Annotated in this window: 18 protein-coding genes; 14 read left to right on the top strand and 4 right to left on the bottom strand. The window is 67.8% G+C overall.

Features of this window, described 5'->3' with window-relative positions; genetic code table 11:
* Positions 1–53: 53 nt before the first annotated feature.
* From ABDZ95_RS14245 to ABDZ95_RS14220, 6 genes are all read left to right on the top strand, one after another.
* Positions 54–1,637: an AMP-binding protein gene (locus ABDZ95_RS14245; RefSeq protein WP_343794632.1), complete on the top strand. Its 1,584-nt coding sequence runs from the start codon at positions 54–56 to the stop codon at positions 1,635–1,637.
* A gap of 73 nt (positions 1,638–1,710) precedes the next feature.
* A complete protein-coding gene (locus tag ABDZ95_RS14240; protein WP_343794657.1) occupies positions 1,711–2,412 on the top strand; it encodes a TetR/AcrR family transcriptional regulator in 702 nt (233 codons plus the stop codon).
* Between the two features lie 53 nt (positions 2,413–2,465).
* The gene (locus tag ABDZ95_RS14235) at positions 2,466–3,764 is read left to right on the top strand and encodes a spinster family MFS transporter (protein ID WP_343794631.1); all 1,299 of its coding nucleotides are present in this window, start codon (positions 2,466–2,468) and stop codon (positions 3,762–3,764) included.
* Positions 3,761–5,398: a carboxylesterase/lipase family protein gene (locus tag ABDZ95_RS14230; protein WP_343794630.1), complete on the top strand. Its 1,638-nt coding sequence runs from the start codon at positions 3,761–3,763 to the stop codon at positions 5,396–5,398. The genes ABDZ95_RS14235 and ABDZ95_RS14230 overlap by 4 nt, the downstream gene beginning before the upstream one ends.
* A gap of 85 nt (positions 5,399–5,483) precedes the next feature.
* On the top strand, positions 5,484–6,212 hold the full coding sequence (locus ABDZ95_RS14225) for a 2OG-Fe(II) oxygenase (protein WP_343794629.1): 729 nt from the start codon (positions 5,484–5,486) through the stop codon (positions 6,210–6,212).
* Between the two features lie 63 nt (positions 6,213–6,275).
* The gene (locus tag ABDZ95_RS14220) at positions 6,276–6,758 is read left to right on the top strand and encodes a hypothetical protein (RefSeq protein WP_343794628.1); all 483 of its coding nucleotides are present in this window, start codon (positions 6,276–6,278) and stop codon (positions 6,756–6,758) included.
* A gap of 2 nt (positions 6,759–6,760) precedes the next feature.
* Here the strand turns inward: ABDZ95_RS14220 and ABDZ95_RS14215 are convergent, their stop codons facing one another.
* The 3 genes from ABDZ95_RS14215 to ABDZ95_RS14205 form a co-directional block, all read right to left on the bottom strand.
* Positions 6,761–9,142 carry a TonB-dependent receptor gene (locus ABDZ95_RS14215; protein ID WP_343794627.1) on the bottom strand — a complete coding sequence of 794 codons (2,382 nt, stop codon included), beginning with the start codon at positions 9,140–9,142 and terminating at the stop codon, positions 6,761–6,763.
* A gap of 70 nt (positions 9,143–9,212) precedes the next feature.
* On the bottom strand, positions 9,213–10,151 hold the full coding sequence (locus ABDZ95_RS14210) for a FecR family protein (RefSeq protein ID WP_343794626.1): 939 nt from the start codon (positions 10,149–10,151) through the stop codon (positions 9,213–9,215).
* An 88-nt stretch (positions 10,152–10,239) separates the two neighbouring features.
* On the bottom strand, positions 10,240–10,764 hold the full coding sequence (locus ABDZ95_RS14205) for an RNA polymerase sigma factor (RefSeq protein WP_343794625.1): 525 nt from the start codon (positions 10,762–10,764) through the stop codon (positions 10,240–10,242).
* A gap of 222 nt (positions 10,765–10,986) precedes the next feature.
* Here ABDZ95_RS14205 and ABDZ95_RS14200 point away from each other — a divergent pair, with 222 nt between their 5' ends.
* Genes ABDZ95_RS14200 through ABDZ95_RS14190 form a run of 3 tightly spaced genes read left to right on the top strand, consistent with a single transcriptional unit; the run spans position 10,987 to position 13,629 of the window.
* Complete coding sequence (locus ABDZ95_RS14200; RefSeq protein WP_343794624.1) at positions 10,987–11,895, top strand: glucosamine inositolphosphorylceramide transferase family protein; 909 nt, start codon at positions 10,987–10,989, stop codon at positions 11,893–11,895.
* A gap of 1 nt (position 11,896) precedes the next feature.
* Positions 11,897–13,057 carry a glycosyltransferase family 4 protein gene (locus ABDZ95_RS14195; protein WP_343794623.1) on the top strand — a complete coding sequence of 387 codons (1,161 nt, stop codon included), beginning with the start codon at positions 11,897–11,899 and terminating at the stop codon, positions 13,055–13,057.
* Positions 13,036–13,629: a class I SAM-dependent methyltransferase gene (locus tag ABDZ95_RS14190; protein WP_343794622.1), complete on the top strand. Its 594-nt coding sequence runs from the start codon at positions 13,036–13,038 to the stop codon at positions 13,627–13,629. Before ABDZ95_RS14195 ends, ABDZ95_RS14190 begins: the two co-directional genes overlap by 22 nt.
* 33 nt (positions 13,630–13,662) lie before the next feature.
* On the opposite strand, the gene ABDZ95_RS14185 is transcribed toward ABDZ95_RS14190, so the two are convergent.
* Complete coding sequence (locus tag ABDZ95_RS14185; RefSeq protein ID WP_343794621.1) at positions 13,663–14,079, bottom strand: helix-turn-helix domain-containing protein; 417 nt, start codon at positions 14,077–14,079, stop codon at positions 13,663–13,665.
* A gap of 231 nt (positions 14,080–14,310) precedes the next feature.
* Here ABDZ95_RS14185 and ABDZ95_RS14180 point away from each other — a divergent pair, with 231 nt between their 5' ends.
* The 5 genes from ABDZ95_RS14180 (at position 14,311) to ABDZ95_RS14160 (ending at position 18,814) form a co-directional block, all read left to right on the top strand.
* Entirely contained in the window at positions 14,311–14,784 is a 474-nt protein-coding gene (locus ABDZ95_RS14180; RefSeq protein ID WP_343794620.1) for a helix-turn-helix domain-containing protein, read from the top strand.
* Between the two features lie 115 nt (positions 14,785–14,899).
* Complete coding sequence (locus ABDZ95_RS14175; RefSeq protein ID WP_343794619.1) at positions 14,900–15,172, top strand: hypothetical protein; 273 nt, start codon at positions 14,900–14,902, stop codon at positions 15,170–15,172.
* A gap of 13 nt (positions 15,173–15,185) precedes the next feature.
* Entirely contained in the window at positions 15,186–15,608 is a 423-nt protein-coding gene (locus tag ABDZ95_RS14170; RefSeq protein ID WP_343794618.1) for a hypothetical protein, read from the top strand.
* On the top strand, positions 15,605–15,880 hold the full coding sequence (locus tag ABDZ95_RS14165; protein WP_343794617.1) for a hypothetical protein: 276 nt from the start codon (positions 15,605–15,607) through the stop codon (positions 15,878–15,880). The genes ABDZ95_RS14170 and ABDZ95_RS14165 overlap by 4 nt, the downstream gene beginning before the upstream one ends.
* Before the next feature lie 93 nt (positions 15,881–15,973).
* The gene (locus ABDZ95_RS14160; protein ID WP_343794616.1) at positions 15,974–18,814 is read left to right on the top strand and encodes a M16 family metallopeptidase; all 2,841 of its coding nucleotides are present in this window, start codon (positions 15,974–15,976) and stop codon (positions 18,812–18,814) included.
* Positions 18,815–18,848: the final 34 nt, after the last annotated feature.

Below are 18,848 nucleotides of genomic sequence, written 5' to 3'. Positions count from 1 at the left end.
ATCGCCCTTCGCCGGCCCGCCGGCTTCTGTAACCGCTTGGACGCTTCCTTCGGATGACTGCTTCCCAACCTGACCTGATGCAGGACTATGCGCTGACCGTGGACCGCTTCCTGGAGCACGGCGCCAAGTGGCACGGGTCGGCGCGGGTCATCACGGCGCGAGGAGATGCGGAAGACAGCCTCGGCTACGCCACGCTGCGCGACCGCGCCAACCGCCTGTCCGGCGCCCTGCTCGACTTGGGCCTGAACCCCGGCGACAGGATCGCGACCCTGGCCTGGAACACCCGCCACCACGTCGAGGTCTGGTACGCCGCCATGGGCGCGGGCATCGTCTGCCACACGCTGAACCCCCGCCTGACTCTGGCGCACATGATCAGCATGGTGCTGCAGGCGAACGATCGCGTTCTGGCTGTCGGCACAGGCCTGCGGGACATGGCCGACGCCCTGATGGCCGCCTGTCCATGCCTTGAGTATCTGATCCTCCTGGACGACGAGGAGGCGGAGGCCGGCGACAGCGTCAGCGGGCTGGAGACCCTGCTGGCGACCCGGGGCCGCGCCGTCGCTTGGGGCCAATTCGACGAGCTCACGCTGGCGGGCCTGTGCTTCACGTCCGGCACGACGGGTGCGCCCAAGGGCGTCGCCTATACGCACCGTTCGAACTACCTGCACACCCTGCGGGTCCTGCAGGCCGATTCCATGGCCCTGACCGCCAGCGACACCATCCTCGTCGCCGTGCCGATGTTCCACGCGAACGCCTGGGGCTTGCCGTTCGCGGCGCCGGCGGTCGGCGCCAGTCTCGTCCTGCCCGGCCGGGTGACGGACGGGGCCAGCCTGGCCAGCCTGATCAATCGCCACAACGTCACCGTCGCCGTCGGCGTGCCGACGGTCTGGCTGGGCCTGCTCGATCACCTCGATGCCTTCGGCGGCGAGACGAATAGCCTGCAGCGCATCATCATCGGCGGCTCAAGCTGTCCCGACAGCCTGCTGCGTCGGATGGAGGACCGGCTGGGAGCGACCGTGCAGACCAGCTGGGGCATGACCGAACTGTCGCCGCTGGGGGCCATCTCGCCCCGCGCCAATCGCCCCGGCGCAGCGAGGGGGTCGGGTCGTCCGCCCATGGGGCTGGACCTGCTGCTGACCGACGCCGACGGCGCGCCCCTGCCCGAGCAACGCAACGCCGTCGGCCATCTGAAGGTGAAGGGCCAGAGCGTCGTGAACCGCTACTTCGGCGCCGGGACGTCGGCCGTGGACGAGAACGGCTGGTTCGACACGGGCGATCTGGCGATCCTAGACGACGCCGGCAATCTGACGCTGGCCGGCCGATCCAAGGACCTGATCAAGTCCGGCGGCGAATGGATCAATCCGGTCGAGATCGAGGAAATCGTCGGCGCCCTGCCTTCCGTCGGCCTGGTGGCGGTGATCGGCCGGACGGATCCCAAATGGGGCGAGCGCCCCCTGATGGTCATCGAGCCCGCGCGCGGCGAGGAGATCGCGGACGCCGACCTGAAGGCGGCGCTGAAAGGTCAGATCGCCGACTGGTGGATCCCGGACCGCATCGTGCGGGTCGACGCCATGCCGCTGGCCGCCACCGGCAAGATCAACAAGACCCAGCTTCGCGCGACCTATGGGGGCGCATAGGATGGCCGCCGTCTCCATCATCGAGTCGGCGCAGCCTGAACAGGACGCGCCGGAACGCTCCGAGGTTCAGGCCATGACGACCCCGATCCGCAAGCCGCGCCGCAAGGCCGAACAGCGCGCCGAGAGCCTCGAGCAACTGCTGGACGCTGCCGAGGAGCTGTTCTCGCGCCACGGCTTCTACGGGGTGACGGTCCGGGACATCGCCGAGAAGGTCGGCGTCCACAAATCCCTGATCCACTACTACTTCGCCGACAAGCAGGAAGTCTTCGACAAGGTGATGGCCCGTCGCGCGCCGGTCACCAGCGGGCGTCGGATGGAGGCGCTGGACGCCTACGAAAAGGCCGCCGGCGGCAAGCCGACCGTCGAGGGGGCCCTGCGCGCCTTCCTCGACACCGACTTGGACACCTATTCGACCGGCGGCGACGGCTGGCGGCATTTCGGCGCCCTGAGCGCACAGATCAACAACACCCCGGTCTGGGGCGCCGAGGTGATGGACCGCCTCTACGACCCGGTCGTCCTGCGCCTGATCGGCCTGCTGAAGCAGGCGATGCCCGAGGCGGCCGAGGAAGACATCTTCTGGGGCTACCACTTCGTCACCGGCGCCCTGACGCTCAGCCTGGCCCGCACCGGTCGGATCGATCACCTGTCCGGCGGCAAGTGCAAATCGGACGACTTCGACGCCATCAAGGAGCGGATGGCGTCGTTCATGGCTCACGGCTTCATCGGCATCTGCCGCGACCGGGCCGCCGAGCGACGACGACTTTCCGGGGAATGACCCGGTTCATCCAACGATAGACGGGCCCAAGTCCGCATCACGAGGAAACGACCATGACTGATACGGCCATCCCGTCCGGCGGCGCCCCCGCCGCCCGTCCTCCGGTGGGGAGGAACGCCTGGGTCGCCCTGGGCGTCCTGTGGTTCATCTATGTGCTGAACTTCCTCGACCGGCAGCTGCTGTCGATCCTCGCCAAGCCGATCCAGGACTCGCTGAACATCACCGACGGCCAGCTGGGCCTGCTGGGTGGTCTGTATTTCGCGTTCTTCTACTGTTTCATCGCCATTCCCGTCGGCTGGCTGGCCGACCGGACAAACCGGGTCGCCGTGGTGTCGATCGCCTGCGGCATCTGGAGCGCGGCGACCGTCGCCTGCGGTTTGGCGAAGACCTTCCCCCAACTGGCCGTGGCGCGGATGACCGTCGGCTTCGGCGAGGCGGGCGGCGTGCCCCCGTCGTACGCCATCATCACCGACTACTTCCCGCCGCGTCGTCGAGGGCTGGCGCTCGGGCTCTACAATCTCGGACCTCCCATCGGCATGGCGCTGGGCGTCCTGTTCGGCGCGCGGATCGCCGCCGAGTTCGGCTGGCGCGAGGCCTTCATCGCCATCGGCGCCCTTGGCATTCTGGTGGCCATCGTCACCCCGCTGCTGGTCAGGGAACCGAAGCGCGGCGGGCTGGATGCTGCGACCGCAACCACTGGCGTCGCCAAGGCGCCTTTCTGGGCAACGGTCGGCGACTTCTTCCGCAACCCGACGCTGGTGCTGGCGGCGCTGGGCAGCGGCGTGACCCAGATCATCACCTACGGCTTCGGTAACTTCACCCCGCTGTATCTGCAGCGCGAGCTGGGCATGACGCCCGAGCAGCTGTCGATCTGGTTCGCCCTGATCGTCCTGTTCGGCATGGGCGGCGGCATCCTCGCCTCCGGCTTCCTGATCGACCGCTTCACGCGCCGCTCGAAGACGGCCTACGCCATGCTCCCGGCCATCTCCCTGATGGTCGCCCTGCCCTTCTACCTGGCCTTCCTCTGGGCCCCGAGCTGGCCGCTGGCGCTGCTGATCCTGCTGGGGCCGACGCTGATGAACTACTTCTATCTGTCCTCGTCGGTGGCTCTCGTTCAGGAAGAGGTCGCGCCGAACAAGCGGGTGCTGTCGGGCGCCCTTCTGCTGCTGGTCATGAACTTCATCGGCATGGCTGTCGGCCCGACCTGGGTGGGCTACGCCAGCGACCACTTCGGATCGCTGCGCACCGCGCTCTACACCCTCGCGCCCGTCTACCTGGTCGCCATCGGCATCTTCCTGGTGCTGGCGCGTCGGCTGGGTCGCGACAAGTCCCGTGCCGGAGACGTCGCATGAGCCGCGGCCTCCTTCGACTGACCGCCATCGCTGCAGCGACGGCAGCGCTGGCGGCCTGCGCCACGACGGCCTCCGCGCAGGTCCCGCCCGTGGTGAATGCGCCCGCCGGGAGCGTGCGCGGGACGACCGATGACGCGATCTCCGCCTTCAAGGGCATTCCGTTCGCCGCGCCGCCGGTCGGTGACATGCGTTGGCGGCCGCCGGCCCCGGCGGCGACATGGCAGGGCGTGCGCGACGCGACGCAGTTCGGCGCCGCCTGCATGCAGCCGACGCCGGTCATCCAGACCATCTATTCGGCCGACATCGGCCGGACGAGCGAGGACTGCCTGACCCTGAACGTCTGGACGCCGTCCATCACGGGCAAGGCTCCGGTGATGGTCTGGATCCACGGCGGTGCGCTAGTCACGGGCTCGAGCAAGGAGACGCTGTACGACGGCGCCCGACTGGCCCGCGAGGGCGTGGTGGTGGTCACGATCAACTACCGGCTCGGCGTGCTGGGCTGGCTGGCCCATCCGGATCTCAGCGCCGAAAGCCCGGTCGGCATTTCCGGCAACTACGGCCTGATGGATCAGGTCGCGGCGCTGGAATGGGTGAAGCGCAACATCGCGGCCTTCGGCGGCGATCCGGACAATGTCGCCATCGCCGGGGAATCCGCAGGCGGGCTCAGCGTGCTTTATCTGATGAGTTCGCCGCTGGCGCAGGGACTGTTCGACCGCGCCATCGCCCAGAGCGCCTACATGATCTCGACGCCCGAGCTGAAACAGGCGCGCTACGGCGCACCGGCCGCCGAGGCCGCAGGTTCGGCTCTGGCCCGCACCCTTCAGGCGCCCAGCCTGCGCGTTCTGCGCGGTATGGACGCCCAGGCCCTGACCGATCGCGCGGCGATGAGCGGATTCGCCACCTTCGGCGTCGTCGACGGCGTGGTCTTGCCGCGCCAGATCGTCGACGTCTTCGACCGTGGAGAACAGGCGAAGGTGCCCGTCCTCGCCGGCTTCAACAGCGGCGAAATCCGTTCCCTGCGCATGCTGGCGCCGCCTGTCCCTGCCGACGCAGCCGCGTACGAGCGAACCATCCGTGAGCGCTATGGCGATCTGGCCGACGCGTTCCTGCGGCTCTATCCGTCCGCAGACATGGAAGAGAGCATTCTCGCCGCCAGTCGCGACGCCCTCTACGGCTGGACCTCGGAGCGCATGGTCCGGTCGCAGACGCAGGCCGGCCAGCCCTCATTCCTCTACCTGTTCGATCACGGCTATCCGGCGACCGACGCCGCGCGCCTTCACGCCTTTCACGCCAGCGAACTGCCCTACATGTTCGGCACGCTGGACCGCACGCCGCCGCGATGGCCGGCCATTCCCGACACGCCGGGCGAAAGGCAACTATCCGACGCCTTGGTCCGCTACTGGGCCAGCTTCGTGCGTAGCGGGCGGCCGGTGGCGGATGACGCCGCAGCATGGTCACCCTACGGCGAGGCCCGCTCCGTTCTGGCCATCCGCGAGGCGCCGTCGTCCGAAACGCATCTCTACCCCGGCATGTTCGAGCTTCATGAGGCGGCGGTACAGAGACGCAAAGTCGCCGATCAGGCCTGGAACTGGAACGCCGGCCTCGCATCGCCCTCACTGGCCGAGGCGCAGTAGGGAGACCTGGGCCGAGATTTACAAAGTTTAACTTGCGGAGAGCGAGCGTCCGCCGCCTTTGGGCGCTCCATCTTCCGAGGCCAGCTTGACCGGTCAGTTTCCCCTCATCCTGAACCCGGCGCACCGGCCCGCCGCCTACGGCGATGTCTTCCGGCAGCACGGCCGGCTGCACATACCGAGCATCCTGACGCCCGATTCCAGCCAGGCGCTCTACCAGACCCTCGCCTCCGCCGAGGATTGGACCCGGTCCATCCATGTTCGCGAGGGCGAGGACCTGGATATCAGCGTGCGTGAACTGGAGGCCATGCCCGCCGACAGGCGCGCAGAGCTCGAGGCATCCCTCGTCGGGTCGAGCAGCGACAGCCTCCAGTACATCTTCGACACCGTCCGGATCTCCGCCGAGACAAGGGCCGGTCGGGCGATGAGCGAGCCGATGAAGGCGATCGCCCACTTCATCAACAGCGCCGCCTTCCTGGAATTCGTGGCGCAGGTGACCGGGGACGATCGTCTGGCCTTCGCCGACGTCATGGCCACGCGCTACCTGCCGGGACATTTCCTGACAGCCCACGGCGATGAAAACCCGCGCGAGCGGCGCCTGTACGCCTATGTGCTCAACATGACGCCGGTCTGGCGCGCTGACTGGGGCGGCGTGCTGATGTTCCTCGACAATGACGGCCACGTGGCCGAGGGCTATATCCCGGCCTTCAATGCCCTGAACCTGTTCTCGGTGCCCCAGACACACGCCGTCTCGATGGTGACCCGTCTGGCGCAGACGCCCCGGCTGTCCATCACCGGATGGCTGCACGCTCGCTGAACGGCAAATGTTCAAATGTGACCATCTTGCGACGCGACCTTACAGGACTGTAAGGTCAGCTTCATGGGGGCTACCGATTTCGATCCGAACTACGCCAAAGCGCCGCGCAGGATACGTAACCTTTTGCCGACGTCGCCAGGCGTGTCCGCCGAGCGTACGACATGGCAAGCGGGCGACACCTTCGCGACGGCGCGCCCTGAAGACGCCCTGACAACCCAGGTTGCCGAGGCCCTTCGCGCCCACGATCTGGAGCTCGACGGCGCCCTGATCCTGGTGCGGCACCGGTCCGGCGAGCGGGGCCTGCCCGTCTCGGACAGCGCGGCCGCCTTCCGATTCGCCATTGATCTCAGCGACTCTCCGCGCCCGCTCAACGGCGGCTTGCTGATGTTTGTGAGCGAGGACGGCCGGACGCACGGCTGGCGAGCCGAAATCGGCGCCCTGACGGTTTGGAACGGCGAGGACCCGGAGCTGACGGAGCTGGCGCCAGGCGCGCCGGACCGGCTGACCTTGGTGGGGCAGGCCAACCCGCTGCCCGCCCTTCCCTGAGGTCAGAGCGAAAGCCGCAGGCTGACGCCCGTCGTCCGCGGACGCAGCGGCGTCGTGGCCAGCGCTTGTGGCAGGCGGAACGGATCGCTGAACGAGAAGGTGTTGGCCTCGGTGTCGAGCGGGTTATCGACGAAGACCAGCGCGGTCCATGATGACAGGGACACGCCTGCTTCAATTCGGCCGGTGACATAATCGCCCATGCGATGACGACGTTCGGCGTCGAAGGTCAGCCGCGAGGGGCCCACATAGGTCAGTTGCCCGCTGGCGAAGGCCTGCAGTCCGCCAGAGTATCGCCGCGTCCAGCTCGCGTTCAGATTCGCCGAGGCCGAGGGTACTCCCGGCAACCCGGCATCTCCGCGCGAATTGAACTCCTCGCTGGGGCGGGTAATGCGTGGCTGGGCCAGCAGGGCGTTACCGCGGATCAGCAGTTCACTGGTGGCCTGCCATGCGGTTTCGATCTCGACCCCGCGGTTGGCGCCGTCGCCGACATTCACCGCATAGGCCAGACCGCTGGGCAGAAACTGGTCGCTCTGGATATCCCGCCAGTCAGCGACGAAGGCGGCGACCCGCACCTGCAACCTGTCGTCCAGCAGCAGCGCCTTGGCGCCGATTTCGTAGTTCCACAAGCTGTCGCCCTCGTAGTCCCGTGTGGGCCGCCCGGCGCCGCCCTCGAAATCCAGCCCTATCGGACCGGCGGTGTTGAACCCTCCGGTCCGGTGTCCTTGGGTGATTTGCGCATAGAGGCTGGTCCGATCGTCCCGCCGGTAGTCGAGCGCGAGCTTGGGCGAGAAGCCGGTCGTCCTGCGGCTGCCGTCGAAGGGGCGGGTCCAGCCGCGATGGCGGACCTCGGAGCGGGTCTCATAGTCGAACATGTACAGCCGCCCGCCAGCGGTCAGGGTCAGGTTCCCGGACAGGTCCCACGCCGTTTCCCCGAACAGCGCCAGTTCGAACAACTCGTCGTGGCGTCGCTCGACATAGACCTCGCTGCGCAACGGCCAGATCGCGGTAAGGTCGGTGCCGGACGAGGTGTCTCCCTTCGACGCGAAGACCCCGGCCGTCCAACGCTGCGCCGCGCCGGGCAGGGACGTCCAGGTTGCCTCGCCGATCAGAAGGTCGATGTCCTTGGCGTCGTCCAGCACGCCGATACGGGCGCGGGATCCGAAGGCCGGCAGGGCGGTGGATGCATCGTACCGGCTGGCGAAGCTGTGATCGATACGCGCGACGGTGACCTCCAGCCTTCCCCAGCCCCCCTGCCCGACCAGATTGCCGTAGAGCTGGTCGAAGTCGTTGGCGTGGGGCTCGCGGACCAGATTGGCGCGCCGCAGCCCCCCGAGGAAACGATATACGTAGTGGGTGTCGTTGGTATCGATCGACTGTCCGAGGACGCCCACGGTCGCCGTCCAGTCCGGGCCCAGCCGTAGGGAGCCCGACACACGGGCTCCGCGTCGCGACCCGTCGTTCACCCGACGAAGGTTCAGGCTGACGTCGTCGATGTATCCACCGAAGGTTTCGTCATAGACGACCGCCCGAATGGCTCCGGCTCCATCTCCGAACGGCAGGTTGGCGACCGCGGAGTAGTCGCTGCTGGGAACGCCGCGCGTGGTGGACCGGGTCGCCGCGAGGTCGAGCGACGGAGTCAGGTCGTCGGGACGCCGTGTGATGATCCTGACCACACCCCCGACTGGCCCCGTGCCGTAGAGCGAACCCTGGGGCCCGCGCAGGATTTCGACACGATCCAGATCGATCAGCTTCAGATCCGGGTCGGGCGCGCTGTAGGTCAGCGGGACCTGATCGAGATAGAGGCCCACCGTCGACTGGGTCAGGCCGGTGAAAGCGCCGTCGGACATGCCCCGCAGCAGGATCTTGTTCCGCCCGGAGCCCAGATTGGTCACCATCATGCCGGCGACGAGATTGCTGAGCTCGCTGGTGTCGGCCGCGCCGGAGGCGACAATCTGCTGTCCCGTGACGGCTGTAACGGCGGTCGGGGCGGATCGGGGCGAGCTCGGGCGCCGTTCTGCGGTGACGATGACGTCGCCCAGCTCCATGACCTCGGCTTCGGCCGGCGGCGGCGGTGATGGAGCGATCGGCGGAGCAAGCCGCGCCGGGTCCACAGGTCGGACCGCAGGCGCCCGGGTGATCACGACGGCGCCTGACCGACCGACCCTGAACGTGCAACCCGAGCCGGCCAGCGTCCGCGTCAGGGCGAAGTCGAGCGTCATCGCGCCGCGTAGCCCGGGCGCGGTTCCACGGCACGCCGGCACGTCACCGCCGAGCGTGACCTGGTACTGCAGGGCGAGCCCCAGCAACGCGTCCTGCACGGGCTGGGCGGGCGTATTGAGATTGATCCGCCGGGCCTGGGCCAGAGCGGGTTGGCTGACCGCCACCCCTCCGATCACGAGGAGCGACGCTAGTCCGCGAGCGAGTCCTACGCCGAGCCTGCGCTCACGGCTGGACCTAGTCCGCCCCACGCGGGTTCAGAGCAACGGCAGCGCCGTTGTCGGACGCTTTTACCGGCAGAATATCCTCGATTTGATTCAGCATCGTCGTCTCGTCACCCAACTGGATGACGCCGGTATACCGCAGGGACAGGGTCGAGGGCGAGACCGTTACCGGCTTGTCGAGATAACGTGAGAGATCGTCAGCGATCTCGGCGACATTCGCATTCCGATAGACCAGCACGCCGTCCCGCCAAGCGGAGACGCGAGCGGGATCGACCCTTGAGAGCACCGGAGCGTTTTCGCCGGACTGATCGACACGGTCGCCCGCCGTCAGACGGAAGAGCCCCTCGCCTTTCGGCGTCACGGAGACCACGCCCCGCGCCACGCCGACGGAGAACCGCCCGTCATGGCTCAGGACGTTGAACGCCGTGCCCAGCACCCGCACGTCATGCCCGTCCGCCGAAACGATGAAGGGCCTGGACGCGTCATGGGCGACATCGAAGGCCGCCTCCCCGTCATCAAGGGTGATCTCACGACTGCCGCGCTTCATGTGCACCGTCATTTCCGAGTGACGGTTCAGGACGATCTGCGAACCGTCCTCGAGCTGAATCGTCCGCGGCTGATCACCGGCCTGATAGTGCTGCGCCGGATCGCCGATGAAGGACGTCCCTACGCCCACGGCAAGTGCGACCGCTGCGGCGGCCGCGAGCCCCGGATAGAGCCACGCCGCGCGACGCGGCTTGAACTGTGGTCGTTCGTCATTGGCCGGCGTGATCTCGATCGGCTCGTCGAGCTGCACCCAGAGCTGCTCGATACGGTCGTAGGCCAGACGATGAGCGTCATCCGCCTCGACCCAGTCGAGGAAGCCCAGCCAGTCAGCCTCCGACGCCTCGCCGTCATTCAGACGCACGAACCAGGCCCGGGCCTCCCTATCGATTTTCTCCGCCGCGTTCATGCGCGAGTCCGCCGTTTCTGCGCCGTGAACTGCGCCTGTCTCCTAGACGTCGCCGACGACGCGCCACCTCCACATTTCCGGAAGATCGTCATCTCGGTACCTTCGCGAACAGGATCCGTAAGGCGTCCATCATGTGTTTCTCGACCGAGCTGCGAGAGATCCCCATGCGGGTGGCGACCTCGGCGTAGCTGAGCCCTTCGAACTTGTGCATGCGGAAGATCCTGCGGGTCTTGTCCGGCAACGCTTCCATCGTCTTCAGCAGGACCGCAAGCCGTTCGCGACCAATCACGACATCATCCGCCGCCGGCGCATCCGCGATGTCCTCTCCGGCCCCGGTCGTCACGGTGACCTCGCGCCACGCGCCGTCCCGCGCCGCGCCGCGTCTGCTGGATCTCCAGCGATCCATCATCAGGTTGGAGGCCAGTCGATAGAGGTAGGCGTTGAGGTCCTTGACCTCCGTCCCGGGGTCGACCGCTATCACCTTCAGATAAAGGTCCTGCAGCAGATCCTCGACGTCGGCGGACGCCCCCGCGCGCGCCCTGAAGAACCGTCGCAAGGCGTCGCGCTGGGCGAGATAGCCGGGAATCAGCGGATGCGCAGCAGGCGCGGTCAAGCGTCGATGGCTCCTCTGTGACCCGACCGGAGCCGCACGAACGGGCTCTTACGAAGAAATCTGCTTCTGCCGTGCATATTTTCTTGAGGCAAGGCGCGCCGGGCGACGTCCGAGGAATGGGGGCAGGCTGAACACCCTTCCAGGCTTCCCCCGAACTCCTGGTAGTTCGGTCCGTCGCGGCAGCGGCGGACCGGGCGTCAAGAACCGCGTTGAGGCCGCCGCATGTATGATCTCTGGCGCGTGGGTTACGTGCGACGCCCGCTGACCCACGTGATGGGCGAGGCTCCCCTGCCCGCCGACGGGATCGTGTGGCTGCCGGAATCGCCGCGGACCTTCCAATACGTCGCCGACCCGTTCGGCATCGTCCGCGACGGCGTTCTGACTATCTTCGTCGAGGCGTTCGACTATCGCGTCCGGCGCGGCGACATCCGCTACTTCCAGTACGACAGCCAGGATCGCCTGATCGGCGAGGGCGTCGCGCTTCAGGAGCCGTGGCACCTCTCGTACCCCACCTTGATCGAAGACGGCGGCGAGCTGTTCATGCTGCCCGAGGGATACAAGAACGGCGAACTGACCCTGTATCGCTGCAAGCGCTTTCCGGATCAGTGGGAACCGGCCTGCACGCTTCTGGACCAGCCGGCGATCGACGCGACCGTCGTCCGCCACGACGGGCGCTGGTGGATGTTCCATGCCCTGCCTGGCGCCGACGACCGCGCGATGCGCGAGTTGCATGTCGCCTGGGCCGACAGTCTGACCGGGCCGTGGACGCCGCATGCCGCCAACCCGGTCAGAGAGGGCTTCCGCGACACCCGCCCGGGCGGCACGGCCTTCGTTTACGACGGGGCCGTCCATCTGCCAGTGCAGGACTGCGAAACGACCTACGGCGCCCGCGTCCGGCTTCTCCGCATCGACGAGCTGACGCCCGAGCGCTTCTCGGCGCAGGAAGTTCGCCGCTTCGAGCCCGAGGGACGACTGACCGGCTACGACCACGGCCTCCACACCCTCTCGGGCGACGCGAACGTCACCCTGATCGACGTGAAGAGCATCAACCAGTCCTCAGCCGAAGGCCTGATCAAGGCCCGGTACAAGCTGCGCCGCCTGTTCGGGCGCGCCGTGAGAAAGGCCGCCTGATATGCGTGTTGCCGTCGTGATGCCTGCGGGCTGCCGCATGGACGCCCACCGCTTCAACTCGATGGAGGCGGTCGCCACCGCGCTGAATCTCGAAAGCCGGTTCCGGGCCGAAACCGTCGTCATTTGCGACGAGGGCGCGGAAACGCCCGTTGCGGCGCGGATGCTTACCGTGCCGGCCGGACTGGGTCGCTCTGCACGACTGGAGGCGGTCGCTGATCGCCTGCGCCAGTTCGCACCGGATATCGTCGAGTATCACCAACAGCTCAAGGAATCCGCCAAACTGGCGCGGGCCGTGCCCGGCCCGATCAACGTCCTGTATCGCCACACCCGCATCAAACCGCCGCGCAACCCGATCGAGCGGTTCCGTTATCGGCAGCGTCTGGCGGCCTTCGATCATCTGCTCTTTGTCAGCAAAGCGGCCTGCGCCGAGTTTCGCGCCGACTACCCGCGCTTCGACGCCTCGGTCTCGGCCGTCTGCAACCCGGTCGATGTGAAGGCCTGGAGCGCGCCTGTCACCGAGCGCGAGCGCCTGATCCTGTTCGTCGGCCGGGCGCTCCCCGAAAAGGGGATGGACAGCTTCTGCGAGGCACTGGCGACGGTTCTGGAGCGCCGCCCGGACTGGCGCGGGGCTCTGGTGCTGGGCGAGTACGAACGCCATGAGGCTTGGGCCGCCCCTCATCTGCAGCAGCTTGACCGCTTCGGCGACCGGGTCGAGGTGCACCGCTCCGCCCCCCTGAGCGAAGTCATCGCGGTGACCCAACGCGCTGCGATCGCGGTGACGCCGTCGCGCGTGGCCGAAGCGCTCGGCCTGACGGCTCTGGAGGCGCACGCTGCGGGCGCTGCGCTTGTGTCGTCCGGTCGGGGCGGACTGCGGGAGGCCAGCGGGCCGAACGCGCTGTTCGTCGATCCGCCGGAAGCGTCCGGTCTGACCGAGGCCATCGATCGCCTCGTTTCCGACGGCAGCCTGCGCGAGCGCATGGCTAGGGCGGCCCGCAAGCAGGTGGCCGCCACCGGCACGCCGGCCGCACGGGCGCAGCAGCTCGACGACTTGCGTCTGGGACTCGTTTCAGGCCATCGGTGGACCGAAGCCCGGTCCGACCGGCGCACCCGGTTCCTTACGAGTTCGACGAAAGACATCCAGTGGGCGGACGCACGTTCCTGACGAAACTGTTCCTCGGCGCAGGCGCCGAGGCGAAGTTGCGGTCCCGGCGCTCTGCGGGAATCCGAGCCCTGCCTGATCGTCGCCTGCTCGCCGACGCGTACATTCCCGCCTTCGCAAAGGCGGGGGGGCGGATCCTGTGGATCGGCTGCCGCGCCTACACCGCTGAAGACTATCCGGCGCTGGAGGCGCACGGCGCCGAGGTCTGGACCACAGACATCGACCCTGACGCCGCCCGTTGGGGACGTGAAAGACGGCACCGCACCGGCGATGTCTGCACGATCGACGCGTTCTTCGGAGACCTGACTTTCGACGCCATCGTCTGCAATGGCGTGCTTGGCTTCGGCGTCGATGCTCCGGAGGCGCAAAGCAGGGCTCTCGCGGCCATGGCGGCGATCCTGCGGCCCGGCGGCCTGATGTTGCTGGGCTGGAACACGGACAAGATCGACGACCCGGTCGCCGCGCAGCGAACCATGCCGTGGTTCATCCCGGCGCCGTTCGCGGGCCAACCCGCCCGCGTCAGGTTCGACAGCGTCACCCATGTCTACGACAGCTTCCTCCGCACCGACGCCTGAGACGACGGCGGGGTCGGAACCCGTCTGCAGCGCTTAGCCCTCGGCGGCGCTCCGCACGACGGCGACCGGCCGCTCGGTGCCGGCCTCGGATCTGGTGAACTCTGTCGCGACAGCCAGCAGGGCCTCACGCTGGCGTGGCGACATGGCGACGAAGGCCTCGGCCAGCTGGCGTCCGCCCTTCATCGTCGCGATCGTCTCCACGGGGCCCGCCTGGTTCCCCTGCCCCGGAAACAGCGAGACGAGCGGAACGTTCAGCGTGTTGGCGACCCGTACGAGCATGGAGGCCGAAATCCGGTTCGTTCCCCGCTCATACTTCTGCACCTGCTGGAAGGTGACGCCGATAGCCTCTCCCAGTTGAGACTGGGTCACGCCGGCGGCTGTGCGTTCTTCACGAACGCGTGCGCCGACATGGCGGTCCACCGGATCGATGGCGTCTGGATCAAGGGGCATGGTCACCTGCTCTGGGGAATGCCCAAAGGTCGCGCGTTCGGCAACGCTTCGCAAGGGTGCGGGCTCACTGCTGTGACATCGGATGAAATTCTTCCCGCACGCTGGACGGTTCGCCGACAGCGCGTCAGTGTTGCCGAACGCCCGTGGGGAGGCGTGCTGGGCCGGCGTTTCAGCAACGGCGGCAGGGTAATGATGGCGTGACCCTCAGGGGCGGCCATCGGCGGGGAGTCAATGACGGAAAGGCTGACGCCGAGGGAAGTCGAGTGCGTTCGCCTTGCGGGCGCGGGCCTCTCGGACAAGGAAATCCGGAAGCATCTGGGCATGGGCAGCGAACGCACTGTGCAGGGCCACCTTGCGCGCGCCTATACCAAGCTGGGCGTGCATGACCGCCGCACCGCCGCGCGCCTGCTAGGTAATGATTACCCGGAATTGCCTGTACCTATTCCGCAGGCCGCCGAACCCGCCTCACCTGAACCGGCCAGCGCGGTCGGTTCCGATCCCGATGGCGGCCGGGCGGCGCCTCGATCCCTGTATGATCGATACGCGGCTCTGGGCCGGTGGCGACAGCCGCCGCGGTGGTTCGGGGGACGCAGCCTGCTGATCCTGACGACCGCCGGCCTGATCGTGATCGGTCTGGGCGGGGCGATGGCCCTGCTCCGCGCCGTCTTCGAGACCGTCGAACTGATCCAGTTCTGGCTCCGCTGACACTTTCGGAGCTATCGCCGTGACAAAGGATGCCAATGTTTTCGCAGGGCTGGTGGCCCAGGATCTGCGAGGACTCGAACACACGCTCGATGACGCCCTCGCCAGGGCGGGATCCATGTTGCTCACCCTGAGCGAAGGCCGCCGGCGCGTCGGCCTTGGCGCGAATGTGGGCCAGCATGCCTTGGTCAGCGTCGGGGACACCATCGCCGGGGTCATCGCCGCCCGCGGGGATCTGGTGAAGGCCCACGCCCGGTTCGCTCGCGACGCCGACGCCATGGGCATGGACTACACCACCATGGGTCCGCTCGAGGACAAGACCGGCGACGGCACCCCCGAGCAACCGCCCCGGCCGATCGGGCGACTGGCCGACGTCGCGAACGTCGCCTGAGCCCCGGAGCCCCATGCTGAATTTGATCGTTCTGGCGGCCAACGTCATCGCGCTGATCCTGATGGGATGGCGCGGCGACCGGCCGGAGCGGATCGCGGCGATCCTGATCGCGGCGACCGTTCTCAGCGAACCGTTCGCCCAGCACGTTCTGTTCGGCACCTGGCGGGTGGGAATCCTCGGGGTCAACGCACTTCTGCTGTGCGGACTCTGGATCCTCGCCGAGGTCTCGAATCGCTGGTGGCTCATTCTGGCCACCGCACTCCAGCTGCTGCTGGTCCTGAGCGCCCTGATGCCCCTGATGGCGACGAGTTTCGCCGTCGACACCGGCGTCGCGGTCCGTCTCGCGATCTGGGTCGGCATCAGCGCAGTTCTGTTTTTCAGCGTCTGGGAGGCCGAGGCCGCCAGACGGTTCGCGCGGGAGGCGCGAAACCCATGAGTCTTGAGTATCTCAACGTTTCCGGAGCCCTCGACAGCTGGCGCCGCTTCCATAGCGACCCCGAAGCCGACTGGGACGCATTCGAGGCCATCGAGGCCTACATTCTGAAGCGGGTTCCGCGTGACAGGGACGAAGCGGTCGCCATCCTCGAAGTCCTGATCACACAGGCCGGAGATCCGCGATCGGATGGTCTGGACCAGTTGGCCCTGACCCGTGTCCGCGATTTCGTCAGGAACCTTGATCAGGACATCGCGTCACGTCGAAAGGCCTGACGACCGTCGTTGCGGCTGCGGCGCAAAGGCGCTTGCGTCAGCAACGACAGCGCTTAGGGTCCCCACTTCCATTACGTCGGGGGTAATCCGTCCATGCGTCATCGTCTCGTCTCGCTCGCCGCCCTGCTCGCGGTCATCGCGCCCGCCGCGCCGGTTCTGGCCTTCAACCCGTCAGAATCGCCGGCGGCCGCAACCGCGCCGCAGACCGCAGAACTGCCGGCGGCTCCGGCGTCCGAGCTGATCTCGCAGGTCAACATCCCGTGGTCGCGCTTCACCCTCGACAACGGCCTGACCGTGCTGGTCCACGAGGACCGCAAGGCGCCGGTCGTGGCGGTGTCCATCTGGTACAACGTCGGCTCCAAGGACGAGCCGGCCGGCTCGACCGGCTTCGCCCACCTGTTCGAGCACCTGATGTTCGGCGGTTCGGAGAACTCGCCGCACAGCCACCTGCAGACGATGCGAGCGGTCGGCGCTACCAGCCTGAACGGCACGACGTGGTTCGACCGCACCAACTACTTCCAGACCGTCCCGACGCCGGGTCTCGAGCTGACCCTCTTCCTTGAAAGCGACCGGATGGGCCATCTGCTCGGCCAGGTCGGCCAGGAGGTCCTCGATCTGCAACGCGGCGTCGTCCAGAACGAGAAGCGCCAGGGCGACAACCAGCCCTACGGCCTGACCTACTACGCCACGCTGGAAGCCCTCTTCCCGGAAGGCCACCCCTACCGTCACTCGACCATCGGCTCGATGGCCGATCTGGACGCCGCCAGCCTCGAGACCGTCCGCAACTGGTTCCGTGAAAACTACGGCCCGAACAATGCCGTGCTAGTCCTGTCGGGCGACATCGACGAAGCCACCGCCCGCACCCTGACCCAGCGCTACTTCGGCCACATCCCGCGCGGCCCGCAGAACGTCCCGGCCGAAGCCGCCATCCCGACGCTTGCCGAGCCCGTCCGTCAGGTCCTGCATGACCGCGTGGCCAGCACCCGCGTCAGCCGCACCTGGACCACGCCGGGCCTGACCGATCCGGAATCCGTCGCCCTCAGCGTCGGCGCCTCGATCCTCGGCGGACTGGAAAGCTCGCGTCTGGACAACGCCCTGGTGCGCGGCGACCAGCTCGCCACCAGCGTCAGCGCCGGCAACTCGGTCTTCCAGCGCGTCGGCATGTTCTCCTACTCGGCCACGGTGAAACCGGGCGGCGACGCCGCGGCGGTCGAGGCCCGCATGGATGCGGTGCTCGCCGACCTGATCCAGAATGGCCCGACGCAGGCAGAGATCGACCGGGTCGTCACCCAGTACGCCTCGCGCGAGATCCAGGGCCTGGAGCAGGTCAACGGCAAGGCCTCGGCCCTGGCCGAAGGTCAGCTCTACGCCAACGACCCGAACTTCTACCGCACCCGTCTGGAAGCCTACGCGGCCGTGACCCCGGCGCAGGTGCAGGCGGCCATGAGCAAATGGCTGTCCCGCCCGGTCTATCAACAGGTCGTCGAGCCCGGCGAGCGTGAAGCCTATGTCGACGCCGCAGCGGCGCCGTCAGGCGCCACGCCGGTTCAGGCCCAGCCGATCGAGCGCGTCGCCCGCGATCCGCTCCCGGTCATGGGTGAGGTCCAGAACATCGACTTCCCGGCCGTCGAGCGCGCCACGCTCTCGAACGGCGTCGAGATCGTCTACGCCCACAGCGACACCGTCCCGGTGACCCGCGTGGCCATGACGTTCGACGCCGGCTACGCAGCCGACGCGGCAAATGCTCTGGGCACCCAGAGCTTCATGCTCGCCGTGATGGATCAGGGCACCACGACGCGCAACGCCCAGGCGCTCGCCGAGGAGCAGGAACGTCTCGGCGCCAGCGTCTCGCTGAACGCCTCGATGGACCGCACCGTCGCCAACCTGTCGTCGCTGACCGCCAACCTCGATTCGTCGCTGGCCCTGATGTCGGACGTCGTGCGCAACCCGGCCTTCGCGCCTTCGGAAATCGAGCGTCTGCGCGCCCAGCGCCTCGCCGGCCTCGCCAACGAGCGGACCCAGCCGCAGGGTCTGGCCAACCGCGCCCTGCCCCCGCTGATCTACGGCGCCGACAGCCCGTATGGCCGTTCGTTCAACGGCAGCGGCGACGAGGCGGTGATCACCGGCCTGACCCGCGAGAACCTCGTGGCCGCCCAGCAGGCGTGGATCCGTCCGGACAACGCCCGCATCTTCGTGGTGTCGGACCTGCCGCTGGCGGAAGTTCAGGCCAAGCTGAACGCCGCCTTCGGCGACTGGCGCGCCCCGTCGACCGCACGCGGGACCAAGGACTTCTCGCACGCCCTGCCGGCGACCACCGCGCGGATCGTCCTGATCGACCGCCCGCAGTCGCCGCAATCGCTGATCCTCGGCGGCCAGGTTCTGCCGGTCAGCGGTACGGACGACATCCTGGCGCTGAACAACGCCAACACGATCCTGGGCACTGACTTCCTGTCGCGGATCAACGCCGATCTGCGTGAAACGAAGGGCTGGTCATACGGCGTGCGCGGTACGATCAACCTGTTCGAACATCAGGCTCCGTATCTGGTGAACGCACCCGTGCAGGCGAACCGGACCGGCGAATCCATTGCCGCCCTGATCGCCCAGTACGAGCGCTTCCTCGGCCCGGACGGCGTGACGCCGACCGAGCTGGACAGCACGCTGAAGGGCGCGACCCGCAGCCTCGCCGGCAGCTACGAGACCTCGGGCGCCGTACTGGGCGCACTGATGAGCAACAGCATGTACGGCCGTCCGGACGACTATCAGGAGACCCTCGCCGGCCGCATCCGTGGCCTGACGGCGCAGCAGCTGGACGCCGCCGCCCGCGCGGCGATCGATCCGTCGCGGTTCGTCTGGGTCGTGGTTGGCGACGCCTCGGTCGTCCAGCCGCAACTGGAGGCCCTCGGCCTGCCGGTCGAGGTTCGCCCGGCCCAGTAACACCGGTCGCACGACAGATGTGCAGAACGACGCC

This window comes from Brevundimonas kwangchunensis (assembly GCF_039523815.1).
Taxonomy (GTDB): Bacteria; Pseudomonadota; Alphaproteobacteria; order Caulobacterales; family Caulobacteraceae; genus Brevundimonas; species Brevundimonas kwangchunensis.
Note: the sequence above shows the minus strand (reverse complement) of the source record. Positions and strands in the feature narration are given on the sequence as shown.

Bases quoted from the DNA above. Each gene is read 5' to 3' on its own strand.
- ABDZ95_RS14245 (WP_343794632.1), top strand. From the start codon at position 54: ATGACTGCTTCCCAACCTGACCTGATGCAGGACTATGCGCTGACCGTG.
- ABDZ95_RS14240 (WP_343794657.1), top strand. From the start codon at position 1,711: ATGACGACCCCGATCCGCAAGCCGCGCCGCAAGGCCGAACAGCGCGCC.
- ABDZ95_RS14235 (WP_343794631.1), top strand. From the start codon at position 2,466: ATGACTGATACGGCCATCCCGTCCGGCGGCGCCCCCGCCGCCCGTCCT.
- ABDZ95_RS14230 (WP_343794630.1), top strand. From the start codon at position 3,761: ATGAGCCGCGGCCTCCTTCGACTGACCGCCATCGCTGCAGCGACGGCA.
- ABDZ95_RS14220 (WP_343794628.1), top strand. From the start codon at position 6,276: ATGGGGGCTACCGATTTCGATCCGAACTACGCCAAAGCGCCGCGCAGG.
- ABDZ95_RS14210 (WP_343794626.1), bottom strand. From the start codon at position 10,151: ATGAACGCGGCGGAGAAAATCGATAGGGAGGCCCGGGCCTGGTTCGTG.
- ABDZ95_RS14200 (WP_343794624.1), top strand. From the start codon at position 10,987: ATGTATGATCTCTGGCGCGTGGGTTACGTGCGACGCCCGCTGACCCAC.
- ABDZ95_RS14195 (WP_343794623.1), top strand. From the start codon at position 11,897: ATGCGTGTTGCCGTCGTGATGCCTGCGGGCTGCCGCATGGACGCCCAC.
- ABDZ95_RS14185 (WP_343794621.1), bottom strand. From the start codon at position 14,079: ATGCCCCTTGATCCAGACGCCATCGATCCGGTGGACCGCCATGTCGGC.
- ABDZ95_RS14180 (WP_343794620.1), top strand. From the start codon at position 14,311: ATGACGGAAAGGCTGACGCCGAGGGAAGTCGAGTGCGTTCGCCTTGCG.
- ABDZ95_RS14175 (WP_343794619.1), top strand. From the start codon at position 14,900: ATGTTGCTCACCCTGAGCGAAGGCCGCCGGCGCGTCGGCCTTGGCGCG.
- ABDZ95_RS14170 (WP_343794618.1), top strand. From the start codon at position 15,186: ATGCTGAATTTGATCGTTCTGGCGGCCAACGTCATCGCGCTGATCCTG.
- ABDZ95_RS14165 (WP_343794617.1), top strand. From the start codon at position 15,605: ATGAGTCTTGAGTATCTCAACGTTTCCGGAGCCCTCGACAGCTGGCGC.
- ABDZ95_RS14160 (WP_343794616.1), top strand. From the start codon at position 15,974: ATGCGTCATCGTCTCGTCTCGCTCGCCGCCCTGCTCGCGGTCATCGCG.